Origin of the sequence: Peribacillus sp. NPDC101481 (assembly GCF_044767165.1) — a bacterium.
Lineage (GTDB): Bacteria > Bacillota > Bacilli > Bacillales > DSM-1321 > Peribacillus.
Genome location: NZ_JBIWNJ010000002.1, coordinates 1,073,858 through 1,092,014, shown reverse-complemented (window position 1 = coordinate 1,092,014; position 18,157 = coordinate 1,073,858). Strand labels below are relative to the sequence as shown.

Sequence of the window (18,157 nt, the reverse complement as noted above, 5' to 3'; positions counted from 1 at the left end):
TGCTGACATTGTAATTTCACTTTTTAAGATGATGTTTAAGGTATCAGGAGTACCTTACCGCATTGACCTTTGATCATCAGTTCAAATCCCTTTTCAAAATCGCTTAGTGGAAAACGGTGGGTAATCATTGGTTTTACATCAACCTTGCCACTTTCAAGCAGGCTTGAAACCTGTTGCCAGGTTGAAAACATCTTCCTTCCTGTTATTCCTTGGACAGTAAGGCCCTTGAATACTATATCCTCCGTTATATTAAGGGTGACGGGCTTAGAAGGCAGACTTAGAATTGAAATTCTACCACCATTTGTCGCCATCTTAAACCCTTGTTGGATAGCAGCGGGATTACCGCTCATTTCGCAAACGACATCCACCCCATCGGCATTTGTGAGGCTTTTCGTGATTTTCAATGGATCCTGTTTAATTGAATGAATGAGGTCTGTCGCACCCATCTTTTTGGCCAGCTGAAGTCGATAATCATTAATATCAAGAGCGATTACTTTATCAGCACCTGCGGCCTTTGCTACAGCAATCGCCATCAGCCCGATTGGACCACAGCCGATTATTGCCACCGTTTTACCCAGCACCTCGCCAGCTAGCACGGAATGGACTGCATTGCCCATCGGTTCTTGTATGGTAGCCATATCAAGTGGCATATCACTTGGATTTTTCCATAAATTTTTGGCGGGCAGAGCTATATACTCTGCAAAGCATCCTTGTTTATCGACACCGATAATGTTTGTTTTTTTACAAATATGGAATTGCCCGGTTAAGCACTGCCTGCAAGTGCCGCAAACTATATGTGTTTCTGCAGATACGCAATCACCAACCGAAACATTGCTTACACTTGCTCCTATCTCCATTACTTCCCCAGCAAATTCGTGCCCAAATACGTATGGTGGATTCACTCTTCCCTGCGACCATTCATCCCAGGTGAAAATATGAATATCCGTTCCACATATCGAGGTCATCTTCACTCGAATCAATACTTCGTCATCACGGATATCCGGAATATCGACATTTTGTAATTGAGCCCCATAACCTCGGTGGTGTTTGACAACGGCTTTCATTTTCCCTCTCAACATGTACACTCCCCCTGAACTAGGGCTGCTACTTTTATCTTCCTTAATATGTAAAGATATGAAAAACTAAATAAAAAAATACCATAATCGCTTTTGTACCGACCTTTTCACATTAATAATGATGATTTTTAGGGCATTCGTACATTTTTGTTAAATGGGTCATGTTTCTATAGCATCTTGTCCGCTCTCGAATAAGATATCTTGTAAGACAAAATTATGAAGGAGTGACTTATATGTCATGTGGATGCAATAATCACGATCATCATGATCGGGACCGCGATCGGGACAGAGATCGGGACAGAGATAACGATAGAATCGCAAACAATTTTTGTCGTGCTGTGAGGGGCTGTAATAGGCGTGACCGCGATCACCATCACGATTGCGATCACCACCACGATCGGGATCGGGATCGGGATCGGGATCGGGATCGGGATCGGGATCGGGACAACGATAGAATCGCAGACGATTTTTGTCGTGCTGTGAGAGGCTGTAATAGGCGCGACCACGACCGCGACCGTGATCGGGACCGTGATCGGGACCGCCATTGTCACAGAAGGAACCGTTGCAATATCTTCGGCGGTGGATGCAATAACGGTTGGTGGTAAGCTAATTTAGAGAGTATAGTGATTCTCTATACTTGAAGCTTTCCAATTAGTCACACAAAAAGGTTCACCCCATCTTTAGGGGTGAACCTTTTAACTTTTTACATAAATTCAGCAACAAGCTTATCAAAGTGCGCTTGATCCAGTGTCAGATCTGATTTATTTAACGCTTTTTCAGCATACCCTGGCACTAATTCCTGGTACGAAGGGCGTGAAGAGTCTTGATAAATAATCCCTGTTACAAGGCTGTCATGCTGCATCAAAGTCTGCATGGCCTGTTCTTTATTTGATGAATCATAGCCTTCAATCGTGTTCAATTTAGTCAAGTTTTGTTTAAACCAATCATACGTATTGATTTTATTGTATGTTACGCAAGGAGAGAAAACATTGATAAAGGAGAACCCTTTATGATTTATCCCTGCTTCAATGATCGCCGTCAGGTCTTTCAAGTCTGTGGAAAAGCTTTGGGCAACAAACGTAGCGCCAGCTGATAATGCTAATTCCATAGGTGAAACAGCCTGTTCTATTGATCCTTCTGGAGTGGATTTTGTTTTAAATCCAGCAGCGGACCTAGGAGAAGTCTGGCCTTTTGTCAATCCATAAATTTGGTTATCCATGACAATATACGTAATGTCGATATTACGGCGGATCGCATGGATGGTGTGACCCATCCCGATTGCAAAACCATCTCCGTCACCGCCTGAAGCTATAACGGTCAATTCACGGTTGGCCATTTTTACTCCTTGGGCAATTGGCAGTGAGCGGCCATGGATACCATGGAAACCATAGGACTTGATGTAACCTGATATACGACCTGAACAGCCGATACCGGAAACAACGGCCAAATTTTCCGGCTCCAATCCTACATTGGCTGCCGCACGCTGCATGGCAGCCTGAACGGAGAAATCTCCACAGCCAGGACACCAGTTAGGTTTTACATCATTCCGAAACTCTTTAAACGTTGCCATATTCGAACATCTCCTTGCATTGTGTGTGAATTTCATGCGGGAGGAATGGGTTGCCATCATATTTTAGGATGCTTTTAATTTTATTAACATGTCCGACATTCATCTTGATGATATTAGCCAATTGTCCAGTCGCATTATTTTCAATAACTACTACTTTCTTAGCACTTTGCACCAATGATAGGACTTCATCAGCTGGGAAAGGATGAATCAAACGGATCTGCGCATGATTCACTTTCATTCCATCCGTTTCTAACCGGCCGATCGCTTCATCAATCGTCCCGCGTGTTGAGTTAAAGCCAAGAATTAATAAATCCGCTTCTTCATGCGGTGTGTTTTTGTATACTGGTGTTTGGAATGTGTTAGTTAAATTATTCAGCTTACGCATCCGTTTATCCATTTGCAATTTACGATTCAAAGCCGTCTCGGAAGGTCTGCCCGTTTCATCATGTTCAACACCTGTAACATGGTGAATCCCATTTTTCATACCAGGCACTACACGTGGTGAGACTCCGTCTTCCGTTACTTCATAACGCTTGAAGTAAGATTTGTCTTCAGCCTCTTCAATTTCAAAGTCCACCAATTTCCCGCGTCTTATCTCCACTTTGCCGTAATCAAGCGGCTGAACCGTTTGTTTACCTAATGATAGCTGTAAGTCGGATAGAACGATAACTGGACATTGATATTCCTCTGCAAGGTTGAATGCTTCCGCCGTATCATAAAAAGCTTCCTCAACAGTACTCGGAGCCATGACGATTTTAGGTATTTCACCATGTGTACCATAAATCATGGCCATTAAATCGGATTGCTCCTGTTTTGTAGGAAGACCCGTAGATGGACCGCCACGTTGAGTATCGACGATGACAATTGGCGTTTCGGTAATGCCCGCTAAACCAATCGCTTCCATTTTCAAGGAAAGTCCAGGTCCAGCTGAAGCTGTGATGGCACGTACACCGCCATAGTTTGCACCGATTGCCATTGTAGCCGCCGCGATTTCATCTTCAGTCTGGATGACCGTTCCTCCAAATTGAGGAAGTTTTTTAATTAAGTATTCCATAATTTCCGAGGCAGGAGTAATCGGATAAGCTGCCATAAAGCGGCAACCGCCTGCAACTGCTCCTAAAGCGATAGCATCGTTTCCAATCATGAACATGCGTTTTTGGCCGTCTGCCTTTTCCAGCTCCATTGCGCCCAGTTTTTCTCCAAGCAACACTTCCATTGCCTTATAGCCAGCAGTAATGGCATCCATATTCTTCTTGACGATTTCTTCACCCTTACGGCCGAATATTTCATCAACCACATCGTTGAATACGGAAATTTCCATGCCTAGAACAGCACATGTCGCACCGATGGCGACCATATTTTTCATTAATGATGTTCCTAATTCGGCTGCTATTTCCGTAAAGGGAACAATATATAATTCTGCCTTTGTATCTTCTGGGCAGACAGGTTTGAATTTTGCATCTGCAATTATGATGCCACCCTCATGTAATTCTTTATAATTGACGTCAATTGTTTCTTGGTCAAAAGCAACTAAGATGTCTAAATCATCAGAGATAGCACGAGTTTCCGTAGTACTTACACGAATTTTGTTATTCGTGTGTCCACCCTTGATTCGGGATGAGAAATGACGGTAGCCATACAAGTAATAACCTAAGCGATTGAGGGCAATACAGAATATTTCTCCTGTACTTTCAATACCTTCACCTTGTTGTCCGCCAACTTTCCATGAAAGTTGATTGATCATGTCTTACACTCCTTTAGGACGTTCGTATATAAATGCATTTAACCGCACCTCTCTTCAGAACATTCAACTATGTAAAATTATCGTTCTAATTTAGGAAAGGTGTACTAAACGCTTTCAATTCTATCGGTTAAATCATCAAATTGCAACCTTTTTGCTTTTATTTTTTATATTTTCAGAATATTTATTCATATCTTTATAGTAAGAATTGAAAATCACTTAAGATATTTCCTTTCCAAGCGGAAAATTACGAGTGAAATTATCAAAAAGGAGACCTTTTACAATCTCACTGGAATAAAGCCTGTTCAGTTCATTTATTAAGTTATGATAATCATTATATGACAATAAATTTTCTACCATATGATCGATTCCATCGAAGTCAGACCCTAATCCAATTTGTCTTTCCCCTCCCAAACTGCATATATGCTCAATATGTTTCAGGATATCCTTTATCGTAGCCGATTCACCATTTGCCAGAAATTGCGGGACAAAGGTTACGCCGATCACCCCATTTTTCTGTAAAAGGGCTTTTATCTGCCCGTCTTTTAAATTTCGCGGATGCGGACAAAGATGATAAGCATTCGAATGGGAGGCAATTGGGAATTTAGCCAAATTTAAGGTGTCCCAAAATCCCGCTTCGGATAAATGGGATAAATCGCACCAAATCGACTTCTCATTCAATTGCGCGACCACCTCGGTTCCAAACCCCGTCAAGCCGCCCCCTCTTGTTTCTAATGCCCCATCCGCTACCAAGTTGGCGTAATTCCAAGTTAGGCCTACGGAGGACACGCCAAGATGAATGAGGATTTTCAGTTTCAACAAATCATTCCCGATGCAATCACACCCCTCCAAAGTAAGCATTGCACCTATTTCCTTTTCTTTTAAAGATTCGATGTCTGCCTTGGTCTTTATAAATTTCATTTCCGGCTCTGATAAAATCTTTTCATGAAAAATATCCACCATCGCCAAAGCCGCTTGAAATCTCATATCAGGGTGGACTTTTTCAGGAATATATATTGCAAAACATTGGACCTTTCCCCCTTCATCCAATAATCCCCGCTTTGTTATATGTAATTTATCACTATTTGCAAATGAAATATCCGGATCGATGAACATCTTCATCAGTACATCACAATGGGCATCAAAAATTGTCAATGTAATCCCCCTTCCTGTGTCTTTTAATGATTCTATATTCCATTATAAAGGGATATGGATTTTTCGTCATTTGGATTTCACGACAAAAAAGAGCCTGCTCGCCTTCCGACAAACAGGGCATCCAAACATGGAGTTATCTTGGTTCAATGATTAGTTTTATTGCCGTTCGTTCTTCGCCATCAATAAGTATATCTGTAAAGGCAGGAATACAAATCAAGTCAACTCCACTAGGTGCGACAAACCCTCTTGCGATTGCTACTGCCTTGACGGCTTGATTTAACGCACCTGCACCGATTGCTTGAATTTCGGCTGCTCCTCTTTCCCTGAGCACTCCCGCTAGTGCGCCTGCTACAGAATTAGGATTAGATTTTGCTGAAACTTTTAATATTTCCATTCCTAGTCCTCCTTGTTTTCCCTGCCGATTCTAACTTGGCTCAATAGTTATAACACTTTCCACTGCTACTATATTCATCAAGTAAAACTTGTATGACAAAGAAAACCGGGATTGTCCACCATTTATTAATGAATGGAAAAAAGGATGGCCAGTTTGACTGTCCATCCTTTCCAATCAATGATAAAAGGGGTGATCTTCGTTAATCAGTATCCTTTCTATTTTTTTAGCCTTGCCAGTTTTATCATCAATTTCAAGGAGTATCCCACTTAATAGGGTCCGCCCCTCTTTTGGCACTTCAAAACGAGCAGGAAGGCTAGTTAGGAACCGATGAATGACTGCATCTCTTCCCATACCAAGGATGCCATCATAGGGTCCTGTCATGCCTACATCTGATATGTAAGCGGTGCCTCCAGGCAATATACGGTTATCTGCTGTCTGGACGTGTGTGTGTGTACCGACAACGGCTGTAACCTTCCCATCCAGGAACCACCCCATAGCCTGCTTCTCACTTGTAGCTTCTCCATGAAAATCGACAAAGATGATTGGTGTCCTTTTTTGAGCCTCCGCCACGAGTTCTTCAGCTTTTTTGAACGGACAATCCAAATCCGGCATGAATGTTCTCGCTTGCAAATTGATGACCGCTATTTCATACTGGTTCAATTTTATAAATTTCATTCCTTCTCCAGGTGCCCCGTCTGGAAAGTTCGCTGGACGGACGAGATATTTCGCTTCATCAATAAAATTGAAGATTTCACGATTATCCCATGTATGGTTTCCCATGGTCACCGCCTGTGCTCCCCACTCTAAAAAACTGCGGTAAATCTTTTCTGTAATCCCCCGACCACTTGCTGCATTCTCGCCATTGATGACCGTGATGTGCGGACGATACTTTTCTTTTAACTTAGGAAGGTATTCTTGGATCATGTCACGACCAGGAGACCCCACCACATCTCCAATAAATAGCAATTTCATTGTAAAACCCTTTCTAGATTCACCTAATTATATGAATTATTCAAGTATGTATTGTAACATAATTTGGGGTAATTATAGGAATTACGCTTAACGATTAATATCCGAAAAAGAAAAAACGAAGTGGTTTGCACCACTTCGTTTTTCATTAACGATTATTTAGCGTATTCGACTGCTCTTGTTTCACGGATGACCGTGACTTTTATATGACCAGGGTAATCGAGCTCTTCTTCAATCCTTTTCCGGATATCACGTGCGAGTCGATGGGCCGAAAGATCATCAATTTGTTCTGGTTTCACTAGAATCCGCACTTCTCGTCCGGCTTGAATCGCAAATGATTTTTCCACTCCATCATAGGATTCGGAAATTTCCTCAAGTTTTTCAAGTCTTCTAATGTAATTTTCAAGCGTTTCACTTCTAGCTCCCGGTCTTGCAGCTGATAATGCATCAGCGGCAGCCACAAGCACTGAAATGATGGAAGTTGGTTCAGTATCGCCATGATGTGAAGCGATGCTGTTAATGACAGTTGGATGCTCTTTATATTTGGTTGCTAATTCAACGCCAATTTCAACGTGACTGCCTTCCACTTCATGATCAATCGCTTTCCCAATATCATGCAGTAAACCTGCACGGCGGGCAAGAACTTCATCCTCTCCAAGCTCAGCGGCCAGTAAACCTGAAAGCTGGGCCACTTCAATTGAATGTTTAAGTACGTTTTGCCCATAACTAGTACGGAACTTCAAACGTCCTAAAATTTTGATGAGATCTGGATGGAGACCGTGAACTCCAACTTCAAAAGTCGTTTGTTCACCAATTTCACGAATATGTTCATCTACCTCACGTCTTGCTTTGTCAACCATTTCTTCAATGCGGGCCGGATGGATCCTTCCGTCCTGAACAAGTTTCTCAAGAGCCAAGCGTGCCGTTTCCCGTCTAATTGGATCGAATCCAGATAAAATGACAGCTTCAGGAGTATCATCGATAATAAGGTCAATACCTGTTAGCGTTTCTAACGTCCGGATATTTCGTCCTTCACGTCCGATTATCCGTCCTTTCATTTCATCGTTTGGAAGATTTACTACAGAAACGGTGGTTTCTGCAACATGATCAGCCGCACAACGCTGAATGGCAAGAGAAAGAACTTCTTTTGCTTTTTTATCAGCTTCTTCTTTGGCACGGGTATCACTTTCTTTAATCATAAGCGCTACATCGTGAGCAAGCTCGTTTTCCATTCGGTCTATAATGATTGCTTTAGCTTCTTCACGAGTTAAACCGGAAACACGTTCAAGCTCTGTTTGCTGCTTACGAACCGTCTCGTCCACTTTGCTTTCCATCTCTTCAATATGCTGTTGTCTTTGGTTTAGAGAATCTTCTTTTTTCTCCAAAAGGCTTTCACGTTTGTCTAACGTTTCATCCTTGCGGTCCAGATTCTCTTCTCTTTGCAATAACCGATTTTCTTGTTTTTGTAATTCGTTCCTTCTTTCACGGGCTTCCCGATCCGAATCGGCACGAACTTTATGAATTTCATCTTTTGCTTCCAACAAGGCTTCTTTCTTAAGTGCTTCCGCTTCACGTTTTGCATCCTCAAGGATGTGTTCAGCAGAGCCCTTTGCCCCTGCTATTTTACTCTCAAATTTTGATTTGTGAATAAAATAACCAACAACTGCACCGACGATTAGGCCAAGCAAAGTGAAGATGATTGTCATGGGTTCCATCGTTTCACCTCCCCTTGCTATGAACTTTTTACATAAAATGTTGAACTGTCGGCAAGTACATTGCACATAAATTCAATATACAGCACTTAATTTTCAAAATTTTAGTTTGAAAAATTGTAAAATATACATATTAATTGTATAGTTGAGAATTTTTATTGTCAAGCGTTTGTCCCTTATGTATCAATGATTATTCAAGTTTTCTCAATATCAACCATCATAATGTACAGCATTCTTTATGGAAAAGTTATTTCAATGCCATTTATTCAGCTGAAAATTTCACACTTTTCTCAAAATATATAGAAAAAGCCTAAGCGAACAAGCTTAGGCCTTTTCCAAATACCATTAATCAAGCAATTCAAAATGCTCTTCTGGTTCATTTTCTTCTGGCGGTAATTCATGCTCTCCATCGAGATTATAGTGATCTCTGATTTTCTGAGAAATTTCCTGAGCGATATCCTGATTTTCTTTCAAGAACAGCTTCGCATTTTCGCGGCCTTGTCCGACACGCTCTTCATTGTATGAATACCACGAGCCGCTTTTAAGGACGATATCAAGATCTGCACCCATATCGATGATTTCACCTTCCTGGGAAATCCCTTGACCATACATGATGTCAACTTCTGCTTGACGGAATGGTGGAGCAACCTTGTTTTTTACAACTTTGATTTTCGTTTTATTACCGACGATTTCATTACCCTGTTTTAATTGTTCCGCACGGCGCACTTCCAGACGAACAGTTGAATAGAACTTCAATGCCCGGCCTCCTGGAGTCGTTTCTGGATTCCCAAACATAACACCGATTTTTTCACGGACTTGGTTAATGAAAATGGCAATGGTATTTGATTTATTAATGGCACCAGACAGTTTTCTAAGCGCCTGGGACATCATCCGCGCTTGAAGACCCATATGGGAATCTCCCATTTCGCCTTCGATTTCAGCTTTAGGAACAAGTGCTGCCACCGAATCAATGACAATGATATCTACAGCTCCACTTCGAACTAATGCTTCAGCGATCTCCAAGGCCTGTTCACCCGTATCAGGCTGTGAAAGCAGTAAATCATCTATATTCACACCAAGTTTTTCTGAATATGCTGGATCTAAAGCATGCTCTGCATCAATGAATGCAGCCGTGCCGCCAGTCTTTTGTACTTCTGCAATAGCATGTAATGCAACAGTCGTTTTACCGGAGCTTTCAGGTCCATATATCTCAATGACCCGGCCTCTTGGATATCCGCCCACTCCCAATGCTACGTCCAATGCTAAAGAACCGCTTGAAATCGTTGAAATCCTACGATCAGACTGTTCCCCAAGTTTCATAATAGAACCTTTACCAAATTGTTTTTCAATTTGTTTTAATGCCATATCTAAAGCCGCTTGACGATCACTCACTCAATTTCCTCCTCTATATTCAAATAATCGGCTGTCCGATTAAAGGTGTACTTACGTTAGCAATTATTCGAGATTAAGGTTTGCATCCTGTCTCAAAACCTATCTTTACTATATACTCTTTTTACAATTTTGCCAAGCAAAAAGTCGAACATTCATTCGTTTTTTTCTTTCGGGGTATTCTCTGTAAAAAAGCGTTTTATCTTAAGGAAATCTCCATTTCCTTTCACTTTCTCCGTAAAAAAACCATTTTCATTGAATTAACTTTTTTCTTTTTTTCCCTATTTTTCAAGAAACAAACTTGCTAAAACCAAATAAAAAGCAGAGCTGTAAATAGCTCTGCTTTTAGCGCTTATAAATCCCTTAATAGGTAATGACAGCCGTACTTCACACTCCGAATCCGGTTTTGCGCCCTGCTTCCGGAAAGATTCAACTCCTTGAAATGAGTGTTTCCATCCCGATAGGAAATGCCAATGAATACTGTGCCTACAGGCTTGCCTTCTTGTTCATCCGGACCTGCAACACCCGTAAAGCTTATGCCTACATCCGCATCGAGCTTGCTCCGGACATTAGAGGCCATTTCCATTGCACACTCACCGCTGACCACCCCATGCTTAGATATGGTATCATCGCTGACGCCAAGGACGTTCGACTTCGCATCATTCGTATAGCAGACAATTCCGCCTTTGAAGACTTTACCGGCGCCAGGTATGGTTGTCAGCTGTTCTTGGAACATCCCACCGGTCAAGCTTTCAGCTGCCGCAATTGAAAGCTTGCGGACCGTTAATTCTTTTACAAGTTCCTTTATTAGTGAAGTATTATCACTTCCATAGTGGAACTTACCGACCCTGCTAAGAATTTCTTTTTCCGCTTCTAAAATAAGCTCTTCGCATTTTTCTTTAGAAGAGTCTTTAGCGGTGATCCTTAACGTCACTTCCCCTTCGGCTGCCAGCGGAGCAATTGTCGGATTCGTTTGATTGACAAGAAGATCTTCAATCACCGTTTCCAGTTCGGCTTCACCTATACCGTAGAACCGAAGAACCTTGGAATCGATCCGTTCATGCTTTTCCAGTTTATTCATGATCTTTTCATAACCATAACTTAAAAACATCGGCTCCATTTCACTTGGCGGACCAGGGAGAAGCATATATGTAATCCCAGATTTGGACAAGACCATTCCCGGTGCCATGCCATGATCGTTTGCCAACACTTCACTGCCTTCTAAGACAAGGGCCTGTTTTTTGTTGTTTTCCGTCATCGGCCGTTCCCGTTTTTGGAAGTAAGCTTCAATGGAATGCAAAGCTTCATCATTAAAAACGAGCTTTTTCCCTATATGGCGAGCAATCGTTTCTTTCGTTAAATCATCTTTGGTAGGACCGAGTCCACCGGTAAAGACAATCAAGTTCGCCCTAGATTCAGCGATTTCTATAGCCTGTTGTAAACGGCGATCGTTATCCCCGACCACAGTATGGTAAAAAACGTTGATCCCCATTTCCGCAAACTGCTGCGATAAGAACCTTCCATTAGTGTTATTGATTTGTCCTAAAAGAAGCTCTGAGCCCACTGCAATGATTTCTGCATCCATCTTTTCAAAACCACCATTCGTTTTTACTTTGAATTAACAAATACTTCTTTGTTTTTTATAAAATAATCCAAGCCTGACCAGATTGTAAAGATTAATGCAATCCACAATGCGATATTGGCAAATGGAAGTGAAATTAGGGCAAATGGGAGGTTATGCAGCAATAAAGCCGAAATAGAAACAATTTGTGCCCATGTTTTTATTTTACCAAGCTGGTTCGCTGCAACCACTTCCCCTGTACCCGCTAGCACCAAACGCAATCCGGTGACTGCAAACTCGCGACTTATAATCACGATGGCGATCCATGATTGACCGTACATTAAATCTAGATCAACCAAAACGATTAAGGCAGCCGAAACCAGAAGCTTATCAGCCAGTGGATCTAAAAATTTCCCTAAATCAGTAATCATATTATATTTTCTGGCAAAATGGCCATCGATCCAATCCGTAGTGGAAGCGATAATAAAGAGGATGGCTCCAGCTAAGTGTGCCACTGGCAAACTGTATTCTCCCCAAGTCAGCGTCCCCCATGAAAAAGGAACGAGCATGATGATTAAAAATACTGGTATTAAACAGATTCTTGCTACTGTAATCTTATTAGGCAGATTCAAAACTTTTACCTCCAAAATTTACGCCTGCCATTCGGGCCTGCGTCTTAGATCTAAAATACGCTTTTATGTATAATTTAACTCAAAATCCAATCTTATATGCCGGGTATTCCATTTCCCCGTCGCCTTACCATTAAATAGAGCAAAAATAGTCATCTATAAGATGACTATTCGGCTTTCGTAAATTGTATCGTAACCAATTGCGTATTCACTTCAGTCGGTGAAATGGAATACTCCAGCTTCTCATCATTCACATAAATCTCAGTTTCATATGCTCTGCCTATATTGATGACAGCTTCTTTTTCATTGGTGAAATCAATTTCCTGGCTTTTGTCCTTGTCGATAGTGCCCTGGAATAGTAATTTACCTTCACCATTTTTTATGCCGACCCATGGCGAGCCTTTTGAGGTCACCTTTAATTTAAAGGTATCGGTATTTTTTAACTCATACGTACTATTTTTACCGCTGGAACTTGTGACGGCAAGTTTTTGCTCTTTCTTTTCATCTTTGACAACTGCATCATCTTCATTCTTCTCATCAGATGACTCAGATTTTTCTTCCTGTTTTTTGTCTGCATTCTCTTTTTCTTCGTTAAACCCATCACTTTTATTGTAGCCCACAGCTTCATTCTCTTTAGCGTTCTTTTTATCATCATTATCAGGGTTACTCATATAATTCGATACCAGTACCCATATCAAAACGGCCGCACCAATTACTAAAACGACAGCCAGGATCTTCGGTAACATTTCAACAACCTTTGAATCTCCTGCCGGTATAGTTTTCCGGGATTGGACCCTTGAAAGCTGTTCTGGCAATTCCTCGCTATAGACTGATGGCACTTCACTTTTATATTGTTCGAAAATCTCTTCTGAATCCAGTCCGACCGCTTCACAATATTGCTTTATGAATGCCCGTACATAGAACTTTCCAGGCATCATACTGTAATTTCCCTCTTCAATGCCTATAAGGTAACGCTTTTGGATCTTCGTTAATTCCTGCAAATCTTCTAAGCTAAGGCCTTTGGCTTCCCTAGCTTCCTTTAATCGATTACCTAACTCAGTCAAATAAAACACCTGCCATTTTAAAAGTCAAAGGAACCAAAATCGGACCCTGAAAACTGGTCTTTTTGGTCGACAACTTCATATGTTATTTCTTCTTCAGGATTGTTTCGCAATTCAATAATATAATCAAAGTCTTCGAGGGTATACTCTGTATTTTGGACAAAAACATCCGGATGTTCGATTACTTTGACAGCATCAAGCCTCATTATTTCGCGAATCAACTGCCAATGACGCTCATTTGCACGGCGAGTGGAAACAATTCCATCTAAAATGAACAAATTATCATTATTATATTCATCCTCAATAAGCTGACTGCGGATAGTCTGCTTTAAAAGGGTCGATGACACAAACAACCATCTCTTATTAGCACATACACTCGAGGCTACGATGGATTCAGTTTTCCCGACACGAGGCATCCCTCGTATCCCGATCAATTTATGTCCTTCCTGTTTAAACAGCTCGGCCAGGAAATCGACAAGCAAGCCCAGTTCATCACGGACAAACCTAAAGGTGTTTTTCTCATCGGCATCGCGCTGAATATAACGTCCATGCCTGACTGCGAGGCGATCACGCAATTTAGGTTCCCTCAGCTTAATGACCTTTATCGTATCCATCGTACGGAGAATTGACTCGAATCTTTCTATATTACGGCTGTCTTTCGCCAACAAAAGTAAACCACGCCTGCCTTCATCGACCCCGTTAATGGTGATGATATTAATGGAAAGCATCCCCAGAAGGGATGAAATATCCCCTAATAAACCAGGACGGTTGACTTGGATTTCATATTCAAAATACCATTCTTTATTATCCACGATAACACTCCTTAAGCCTAAAAGCTTTTACCCTACTCAGGGGCAAAAAACTTATCCATCGTAAATTTCAAGGTCTGAACACTTTATATTAATTGTCTAGCTTCTATAATATAGCATTTCTTGATAAGTTAAAAGGAAAAACCCTAGAAAAATATTCATTTTTATATAAGAGGATAAATAATCATCCACTTAAATCCAAAAGGCCCTGTTATTTAATAACAGGGCCTTTGGAGGGATATTTTACTTCGTTCCATTGTTCTCGACTAACTTGACCATGACACTTGCCATAGCGTGTTTTTCTTGATCGCTTGCAACTGACCAAAGATCAGCAAGCACTTTCTCTTGATCATTCTGGGGCTCAACCTGATTAGCCAGGTAATCACCGATTTCGAAAGCCAAGTTGTTAACAGCGCCTTCTGACAAGCCTTGTTGTTCACCTTGATGTAATCTGTCGCCTAAAAAGTTTTTCCATTGATCCCAATTGTCCAGTACAGACATGAATGGTCACCCTTTCCTTCAAAATAGTACATAGATATTTTGTGAAGGAACCGAGGAAATTATACATGTCTTTAAAAAAATCATGTGTACCATCCGCCATTTACGCCTAAAATTTGCCCGGTTATATAGGATGACTTGTCGGAAAGCAAATAGTATACGGCCTCCGCGACTTCTTTGGAATGCCCCATCCTGCCCATCGGGATATCTCCTTTGATGATCTCCAGATCTTCTGCACTGAAAGATTCGAGCATGGAAGTGGAAATCGCTCCGGGGGCAACGGCATTCACCCGGATTCCATTAAGTGAGACTTCTTTGCTAAGCGCCTTGATAAAAGCATTTTGACTGCCCTTGACCATTGAATATAATACTTCACAGGATGCACCTGTCTGCCCCCAAATCGATGTGACCGCAACGATGGCAGCCTGTTCTTGGTACATAAGCTTTGGAAGCAGTTCCTTTGTTAATTGGAAAGGGCTCGTTACATGCAGCTGCACCATTTCATTAACGATTTTCTCATCCATGTCAGATATTAGCCCATAATAGCTATTGCCACTATTGAGGACGATTGCATGGAGGGCAAAGATATTTTCCGCCAATTTCCTGTATCCATCCGGTGCAGCCAAATCCGCTTGAATCGGAATAAGTTCGACTTGATGGGGCTTCAGTTCTTCAATCAATTCAAGTATCGCTTCTTCATTGCTGTTATAATGTAAATAAAGTGAATAATTTTCCTCGGCGAGCTTTATAGCTATTTCCCGGCCGATTCCTCCACTGGCTCCAGTAATAAGGGCAAAACGTTTCCCCACATTCGAGCCCCCTTTATATTATTTAGGAAGTACCTGACAGACTGTCATCCGTTCATCGGATATTAAGTCCTTGGCGACCTCCCTGATATCTTCGATCGTTAGTTTTTCCAATACTGATACAACATCGAACAAGTTCATATCATTGAATGCATATCTGGTGAATTGATTCGCTATATATTCCGGCGAATTCAGAGAACGAAGGAAAGAACCGATTTTTTTCTTGATTGTCCTTTGCAGGCTTTCTTCATTCAGGCCGGTTCCGGCTTTTGATTTTTGCAGGATACCAAATAAAGACTCCGTCAACTCATCAGGTTTGGCACTATCCCCGCCAATTAACGCAAATCCAAAACCTTGTTCCTGTGTATAATCATATGAGAAGCTTTGATCGATCAACCCTTCCTCATATAGCTCCTCATGCAAAGGTGAACTTTTGCCGAACAGCATTTCCAGATAAATATTGGTTGCCAATTCCCTTTTCAAAAGCTGTGAACCGGATTGATGGACATTGGTCGCCTTGATTCCCAGCATAACTTTTGGTGTCTGGACATTCATTCTTAAGACTTCCTTGTCCTTGGCAACAATTTCAGGCTCTTGGTCAAACTTACGTTCCACCTCAGGTTGTTCGTTGTACCCTTTATTATTTTGATTATCCCGGATCAGCTTCATGGTGCTTTCGACATCAACCGGTCCTACAACGAATAGGAGCATGTTGCTAGGATGATAAAACGTATTATAACATTCATAAAGCATATCCTTCGTAATATCTGCAATGGATTCCACAGTACCGGCAATATCGATTTTCACGGGATGCTGATGATACATATTGGCTATCGTTCCGAAATATAATCGCCAGTCCGAATTATCATCATACATATTGATTTCCTGCCCAATGATTCCTTTTTCCTTCTCTACCGTCTTTTCCGAAAAATAAGGATCCTGGACAAAGTCGATTAAGGTAGTAAGATTCCTATCGAAGTCGGACGTACTGGAAAATAAATAAGCTGTACGAGTGAAAGAAGTAAAGGCATTTGCAGATGCTCCCTGCTTTGAAAATTGCTGAAAAACATCTCCATCTTCCTTTTCAAAAAGCTTATGTTCAAGAAAATGGGCAATTCCATCAGGTACTTTAGTGAATTCCGTTTCATTCAAAGGTTTGAAATGGTTGTCGATCGAACCATAATTCGTCGTGAAAGTGGCAAATGATTTATTGAAGCCACTTTTCGGAAGAATATACACTTCTAGGCCATTATCCATTTTTTCATGGAAAAGTTCTTCTTTCAATTGAGTGAATGCTATTTTTTCCATTACCCTTGCACCTCCTCTTCCGTTAGGAAATAAATCGTATCAAGCTGAATCTTTTGACCAACTGCAATGATTTCTTCCTTTGTCGTCCGCTCTGTGTTTGCAAACCACTCGTCGAGTGATATATCCTGCCCGGAAACCACATTATGATATAAAATTTCCACAAGCCCTCTCGAAACGTCAATGGTTTCAAGTAGTTGATTCTTAACGACCGCCTTTGTCTGTGCGAGCTCTTCTTCGGAAAAATTCCCTTGCTTCATTTCCTTCATTTGTGCATGAATGATATCCAATGCCTGCTTGTAGTTGGCATTTTCAATGCCGGCCATGACCATTAATAGACCTTTATGACTTTCGAGCCTCGAAGCTGCATAATAAGCAAGGCTGGCTTTCTCCCGGACATTGATGAAAAGTTTTGAATGTGAAAAGCCACCAAAAATCCCATTGAAAAGCTGAAGTGCATAATAATCCGGATCACCGTAGGCAACTTGGGTTCGATAACCGATATTCAATTTCCCTTGCTTCACATCCGAATTCTCAATGATTTCTTTTTCCTTCTCCACTACCTTGCCCGTCTTCCCGGGCAGTCTCACAGGCACTCGTTCTTGCAATGAAACATACTTGTCAGCCAGAGCCTGCACTTCCGATTCATCGATGTCACCGATTACATATAAATCGATTTCATCCTCCGCCAGCACTTTTTTGTAATAAGAGAAAAGGGACTCAGGAGTTATCGTTTCCAAGTCTTGTAGATTACCGCTCGCTTCTAAAGCATATGGTTCGTTTTTGCACATTTCCTCTACAAGGCGTATAGCTGAATATCGCATTTTGTCATCGGAAATGGATTGAATCCGCTGTTTTAAAGAACGGATTTCATTGGAAACCGTTTTAGAGTCAAAGGCCTCGCCATTCTTCTTCGGATTAAAGATCACCTCTGATAATAACCCAAAAGCCTTTTCGAGAAGCGGGGTTGAATCACTAAGGAATTTTTCATTGACGATATCGATAGTAAAACTTATGATTTGATATTCGCCTTTTTTAGCTACATCGACATAAAACCCTGCTCCATATAAATCATCAAGATAAGATCGAAGCTCGGGTGTTGTAGGATATTTACTTGTATTGCTTTGTAACACATATGGCAGCAATGCACGATATGTAACGTCCTCTTTTGTCAACGGGGCTTTCATCTTCAGCACGAGAGTATTCGTTTTATATTTATCCGTCCGGACCACATGAAGCTTGTAGCCGCTTTTTTCCGTAATTGTATCGGAAGCAATAGACATGAATAATCCTCCTCATTATATAAATCACCTTTATTAGCTTATTGTTTGTAGATTGGAATCCTTTTAAACATCTACTTAAAATATACATGTGAAAGGAAAAATCATGCAAGTTACAGCTACTTTTTTTGGTTTTTCACCAGCTCACCATCACTTACGGCTAAATCTCGAAGGAAAAAAACCGGCCAGCATAGTTTGCTGA

Annotated in this window: 17 protein-coding genes; 1 reads left to right on the top strand and 16 read right to left on the bottom strand. The window is 41.3% G+C overall.

All coding sequences use genetic code 11. From position 1 onward, the window contains the following. Positions 1-35 precede the first annotated feature (35 nt). On the bottom strand, positions 36-1,076 hold the full coding sequence (gene tdh, locus ACIROD_RS15330; RefSeq protein WP_230177684.1) for an L-threonine 3-dehydrogenase: 1,041 nt from the start codon (positions 1,074-1,076) through the stop codon (positions 36-38). Positions 1,077-1,433: 357 nt separating this feature from the next. On the opposite strand from tdh, the gene ACIROD_RS15325 reads away from it, so the two are divergent. Continuing rightward, positions 1,434-1,559 carry a hypothetical protein gene (locus ACIROD_RS15325; protein WP_402941878.1) on the top strand — a complete coding sequence of 42 codons (126 nt, stop codon included), beginning with the start codon at positions 1,434-1,436 and terminating at the stop codon, positions 1,557-1,559. Positions 1,560-1,779: 220 nt separating this feature from the next. Here ACIROD_RS15325 and ACIROD_RS15320 read toward each other — a convergent pair whose 3' ends face one another. The 15 genes from ACIROD_RS15320 to yfmF all read right to left on the bottom strand — a co-directional run bounded on the left by ACIROD_RS15320 (position 1,780) and on the right by yfmF (position 17,958). Then, on the bottom strand, positions 1,780-2,646 hold the full coding sequence (locus tag ACIROD_RS15320) for a 2-oxoacid:ferredoxin oxidoreductase subunit beta (protein WP_057278380.1): 867 nt from the start codon (positions 2,644-2,646) through the stop codon (positions 1,780-1,782). After that, complete coding sequence (locus ACIROD_RS15315) at positions 2,633-4,390, bottom strand: 2-oxoacid:acceptor oxidoreductase subunit alpha (protein ID WP_101224707.1); 1,758 nt, start codon at positions 4,388-4,390, stop codon at positions 2,633-2,635. The genes ACIROD_RS15320 and ACIROD_RS15315 overlap by 14 nt, the downstream gene beginning before the upstream one ends. 216 nt (positions 4,391-4,606) lie before the next feature. Beyond that, positions 4,607-5,542 (bottom strand): dipeptidase, encoded by a 936-nt coding sequence (locus tag ACIROD_RS15310; protein ID WP_402941876.1) that lies wholly within the window; start codon positions 5,540-5,542, stop codon positions 4,607-4,609. 133 nt (positions 5,543-5,675) lie between these two features. Further along, the gene (gene spoVS, locus ACIROD_RS15305) at positions 5,676-5,936 is read right to left on the bottom strand and encodes a stage V sporulation protein SpoVS (protein ID WP_029281188.1); all 261 of its coding nucleotides are present in this window, start codon (positions 5,934-5,936) and stop codon (positions 5,676-5,678) included. A 174-nt stretch (positions 5,937-6,110) separates the two neighbouring features. After that, complete coding sequence (locus ACIROD_RS15300; RefSeq protein ID WP_402941875.1) at positions 6,111-6,908, bottom strand: TIGR00282 family metallophosphoesterase; 798 nt, start codon at positions 6,906-6,908, stop codon at positions 6,111-6,113. 152 nt (positions 6,909-7,060) lie between these two features. Next, complete coding sequence (gene rny, locus ACIROD_RS15295) at positions 7,061-8,620, bottom strand: ribonuclease Y (protein WP_063231807.1); 1,560 nt, start codon at positions 8,618-8,620, stop codon at positions 7,061-7,063. Between the two features lie 342 nt (positions 8,621-8,962). Then, positions 8,963-10,009 (bottom strand): recombinase RecA, encoded by a 1,047-nt coding sequence (recA, locus tag ACIROD_RS15290; protein ID WP_101224704.1) that lies wholly within the window; start codon positions 10,007-10,009, stop codon positions 8,963-8,965. A gap of 349 nt (positions 10,010-10,358) precedes the next feature. Continuing rightward, entirely contained in the window at positions 10,359-11,591 is a 1,233-nt protein-coding gene (locus ACIROD_RS15285) for a competence/damage-inducible protein A (protein ID WP_402941873.1), read from the bottom strand. 23 nt (positions 11,592-11,614) lie between these two features. Beyond that, on the bottom strand, positions 11,615-12,199 hold the full coding sequence (gene pgsA, locus ACIROD_RS15280) for a CDP-diacylglycerol--glycerol-3-phosphate 3-phosphatidyltransferase (protein WP_034313524.1): 585 nt from the start codon (positions 12,197-12,199) through the stop codon (positions 11,615-11,617). Positions 12,200-12,363: 164 nt separating this feature from the next. Further along, on the bottom strand, positions 12,364-13,269 hold the full coding sequence (locus tag ACIROD_RS15275) for a helix-turn-helix domain-containing protein (protein ID WP_232782996.1): 906 nt from the start codon (positions 13,267-13,269) through the stop codon (positions 12,364-12,366). Positions 13,270-13,277: 8 nt separating this feature from the next. After that, entirely contained in the window at positions 13,278-14,069 is a 792-nt protein-coding gene (locus tag ACIROD_RS15270) for a DUF3388 domain-containing protein (RefSeq protein WP_034313530.1), read from the bottom strand. Between the two features lie 240 nt (positions 14,070-14,309). Continuing rightward, positions 14,310-14,567, bottom strand: a complete 258-nt coding sequence (locus tag ACIROD_RS15265; protein WP_101224701.1) for a DUF3243 domain-containing protein — start codon at positions 14,565-14,567, stop codon at positions 14,310-14,312. An 80-nt stretch (positions 14,568-14,647) separates the two neighbouring features. Next, a complete protein-coding gene (gene ymfI / locus ACIROD_RS15260; protein ID WP_137019699.1) occupies positions 14,648-15,373 on the bottom strand; it encodes an elongation factor P 5-aminopentanone reductase in 726 nt (241 codons plus the stop codon). An 18-nt stretch (positions 15,374-15,391) separates the two neighbouring features. After that, positions 15,392-16,678, bottom strand: coding sequence for an EF-P 5-aminopentanol modification-associated protein YfmH (gene yfmH, locus ACIROD_RS15255; RefSeq protein WP_101224699.1), 1,287 nt, complete (start codon positions 16,676-16,678; stop codon positions 15,392-15,394). Next, the gene (gene yfmF, locus ACIROD_RS15250) at positions 16,678-17,958 is read right to left on the bottom strand and encodes an EF-P 5-aminopentanol modification-associated protein YfmF (RefSeq protein WP_101224698.1); all 1,281 of its coding nucleotides are present in this window, start codon (positions 17,956-17,958) and stop codon (positions 16,678-16,680) included. The genes yfmH and yfmF overlap by 1 nt, the downstream gene beginning before the upstream one ends. Between the last annotated feature and the right edge of the window lie 199 nt (positions 17,959-18,157).

Excerpts from the sequence above, each read along its gene's own strand:
- ACIROD_RS15265 (WP_101224701.1), bottom strand. The coding sequence starts at position 14,567 with ATGTCTGTACTGGACAATTGGGATCAATGGAAAAACTTTTTAGGCGAC.
- yfmF (WP_101224698.1), bottom strand. The coding sequence starts at position 17,958 with ATGTCTATTGCTTCCGATACAATTACGGAAAAAAGCGGCTACAAGCTT.
- ACIROD_RS15285 (WP_402941873.1), bottom strand. The coding sequence starts at position 11,591 with ATGGATGCAGAAATCATTGCAGTGGGCTCAGAGCTTCTTTTAGGACAA.
- rny (WP_063231807.1), bottom strand. The coding sequence starts at position 8,620 with ATGGAACCCATGACAATCATCTTCACTTTGCTTGGCCTAATCGTCGGT.
- ACIROD_RS15315 (WP_101224707.1), bottom strand. The coding sequence starts at position 4,390 with ATGATCAATCAACTTTCATGGAAAGTTGGCGGACAACAAGGTGAAGGT.
- yfmH (WP_101224699.1), bottom strand. The coding sequence starts at position 16,678 with ATGGAAAAAATAGCATTCACTCAATTGAAAGAAGAACTTTTCCATGAA.
- ACIROD_RS15320 (WP_057278380.1), bottom strand. The coding sequence starts at position 2,646 with ATGGCAACGTTTAAAGAGTTTCGGAATGATGTAAAACCTAACTGGTGT.
- ACIROD_RS15300 (WP_402941875.1), bottom strand. The coding sequence starts at position 6,908 with ATGAAATTGCTATTTATTGGAGATGTGGTGGGGTCTCCTGGTCGTGAC.
- spoVS (WP_029281188.1), bottom strand. The coding sequence starts at position 5,936 with ATGGAAATATTAAAAGTTTCAGCAAAATCTAATCCTAATTCTGTAGCA.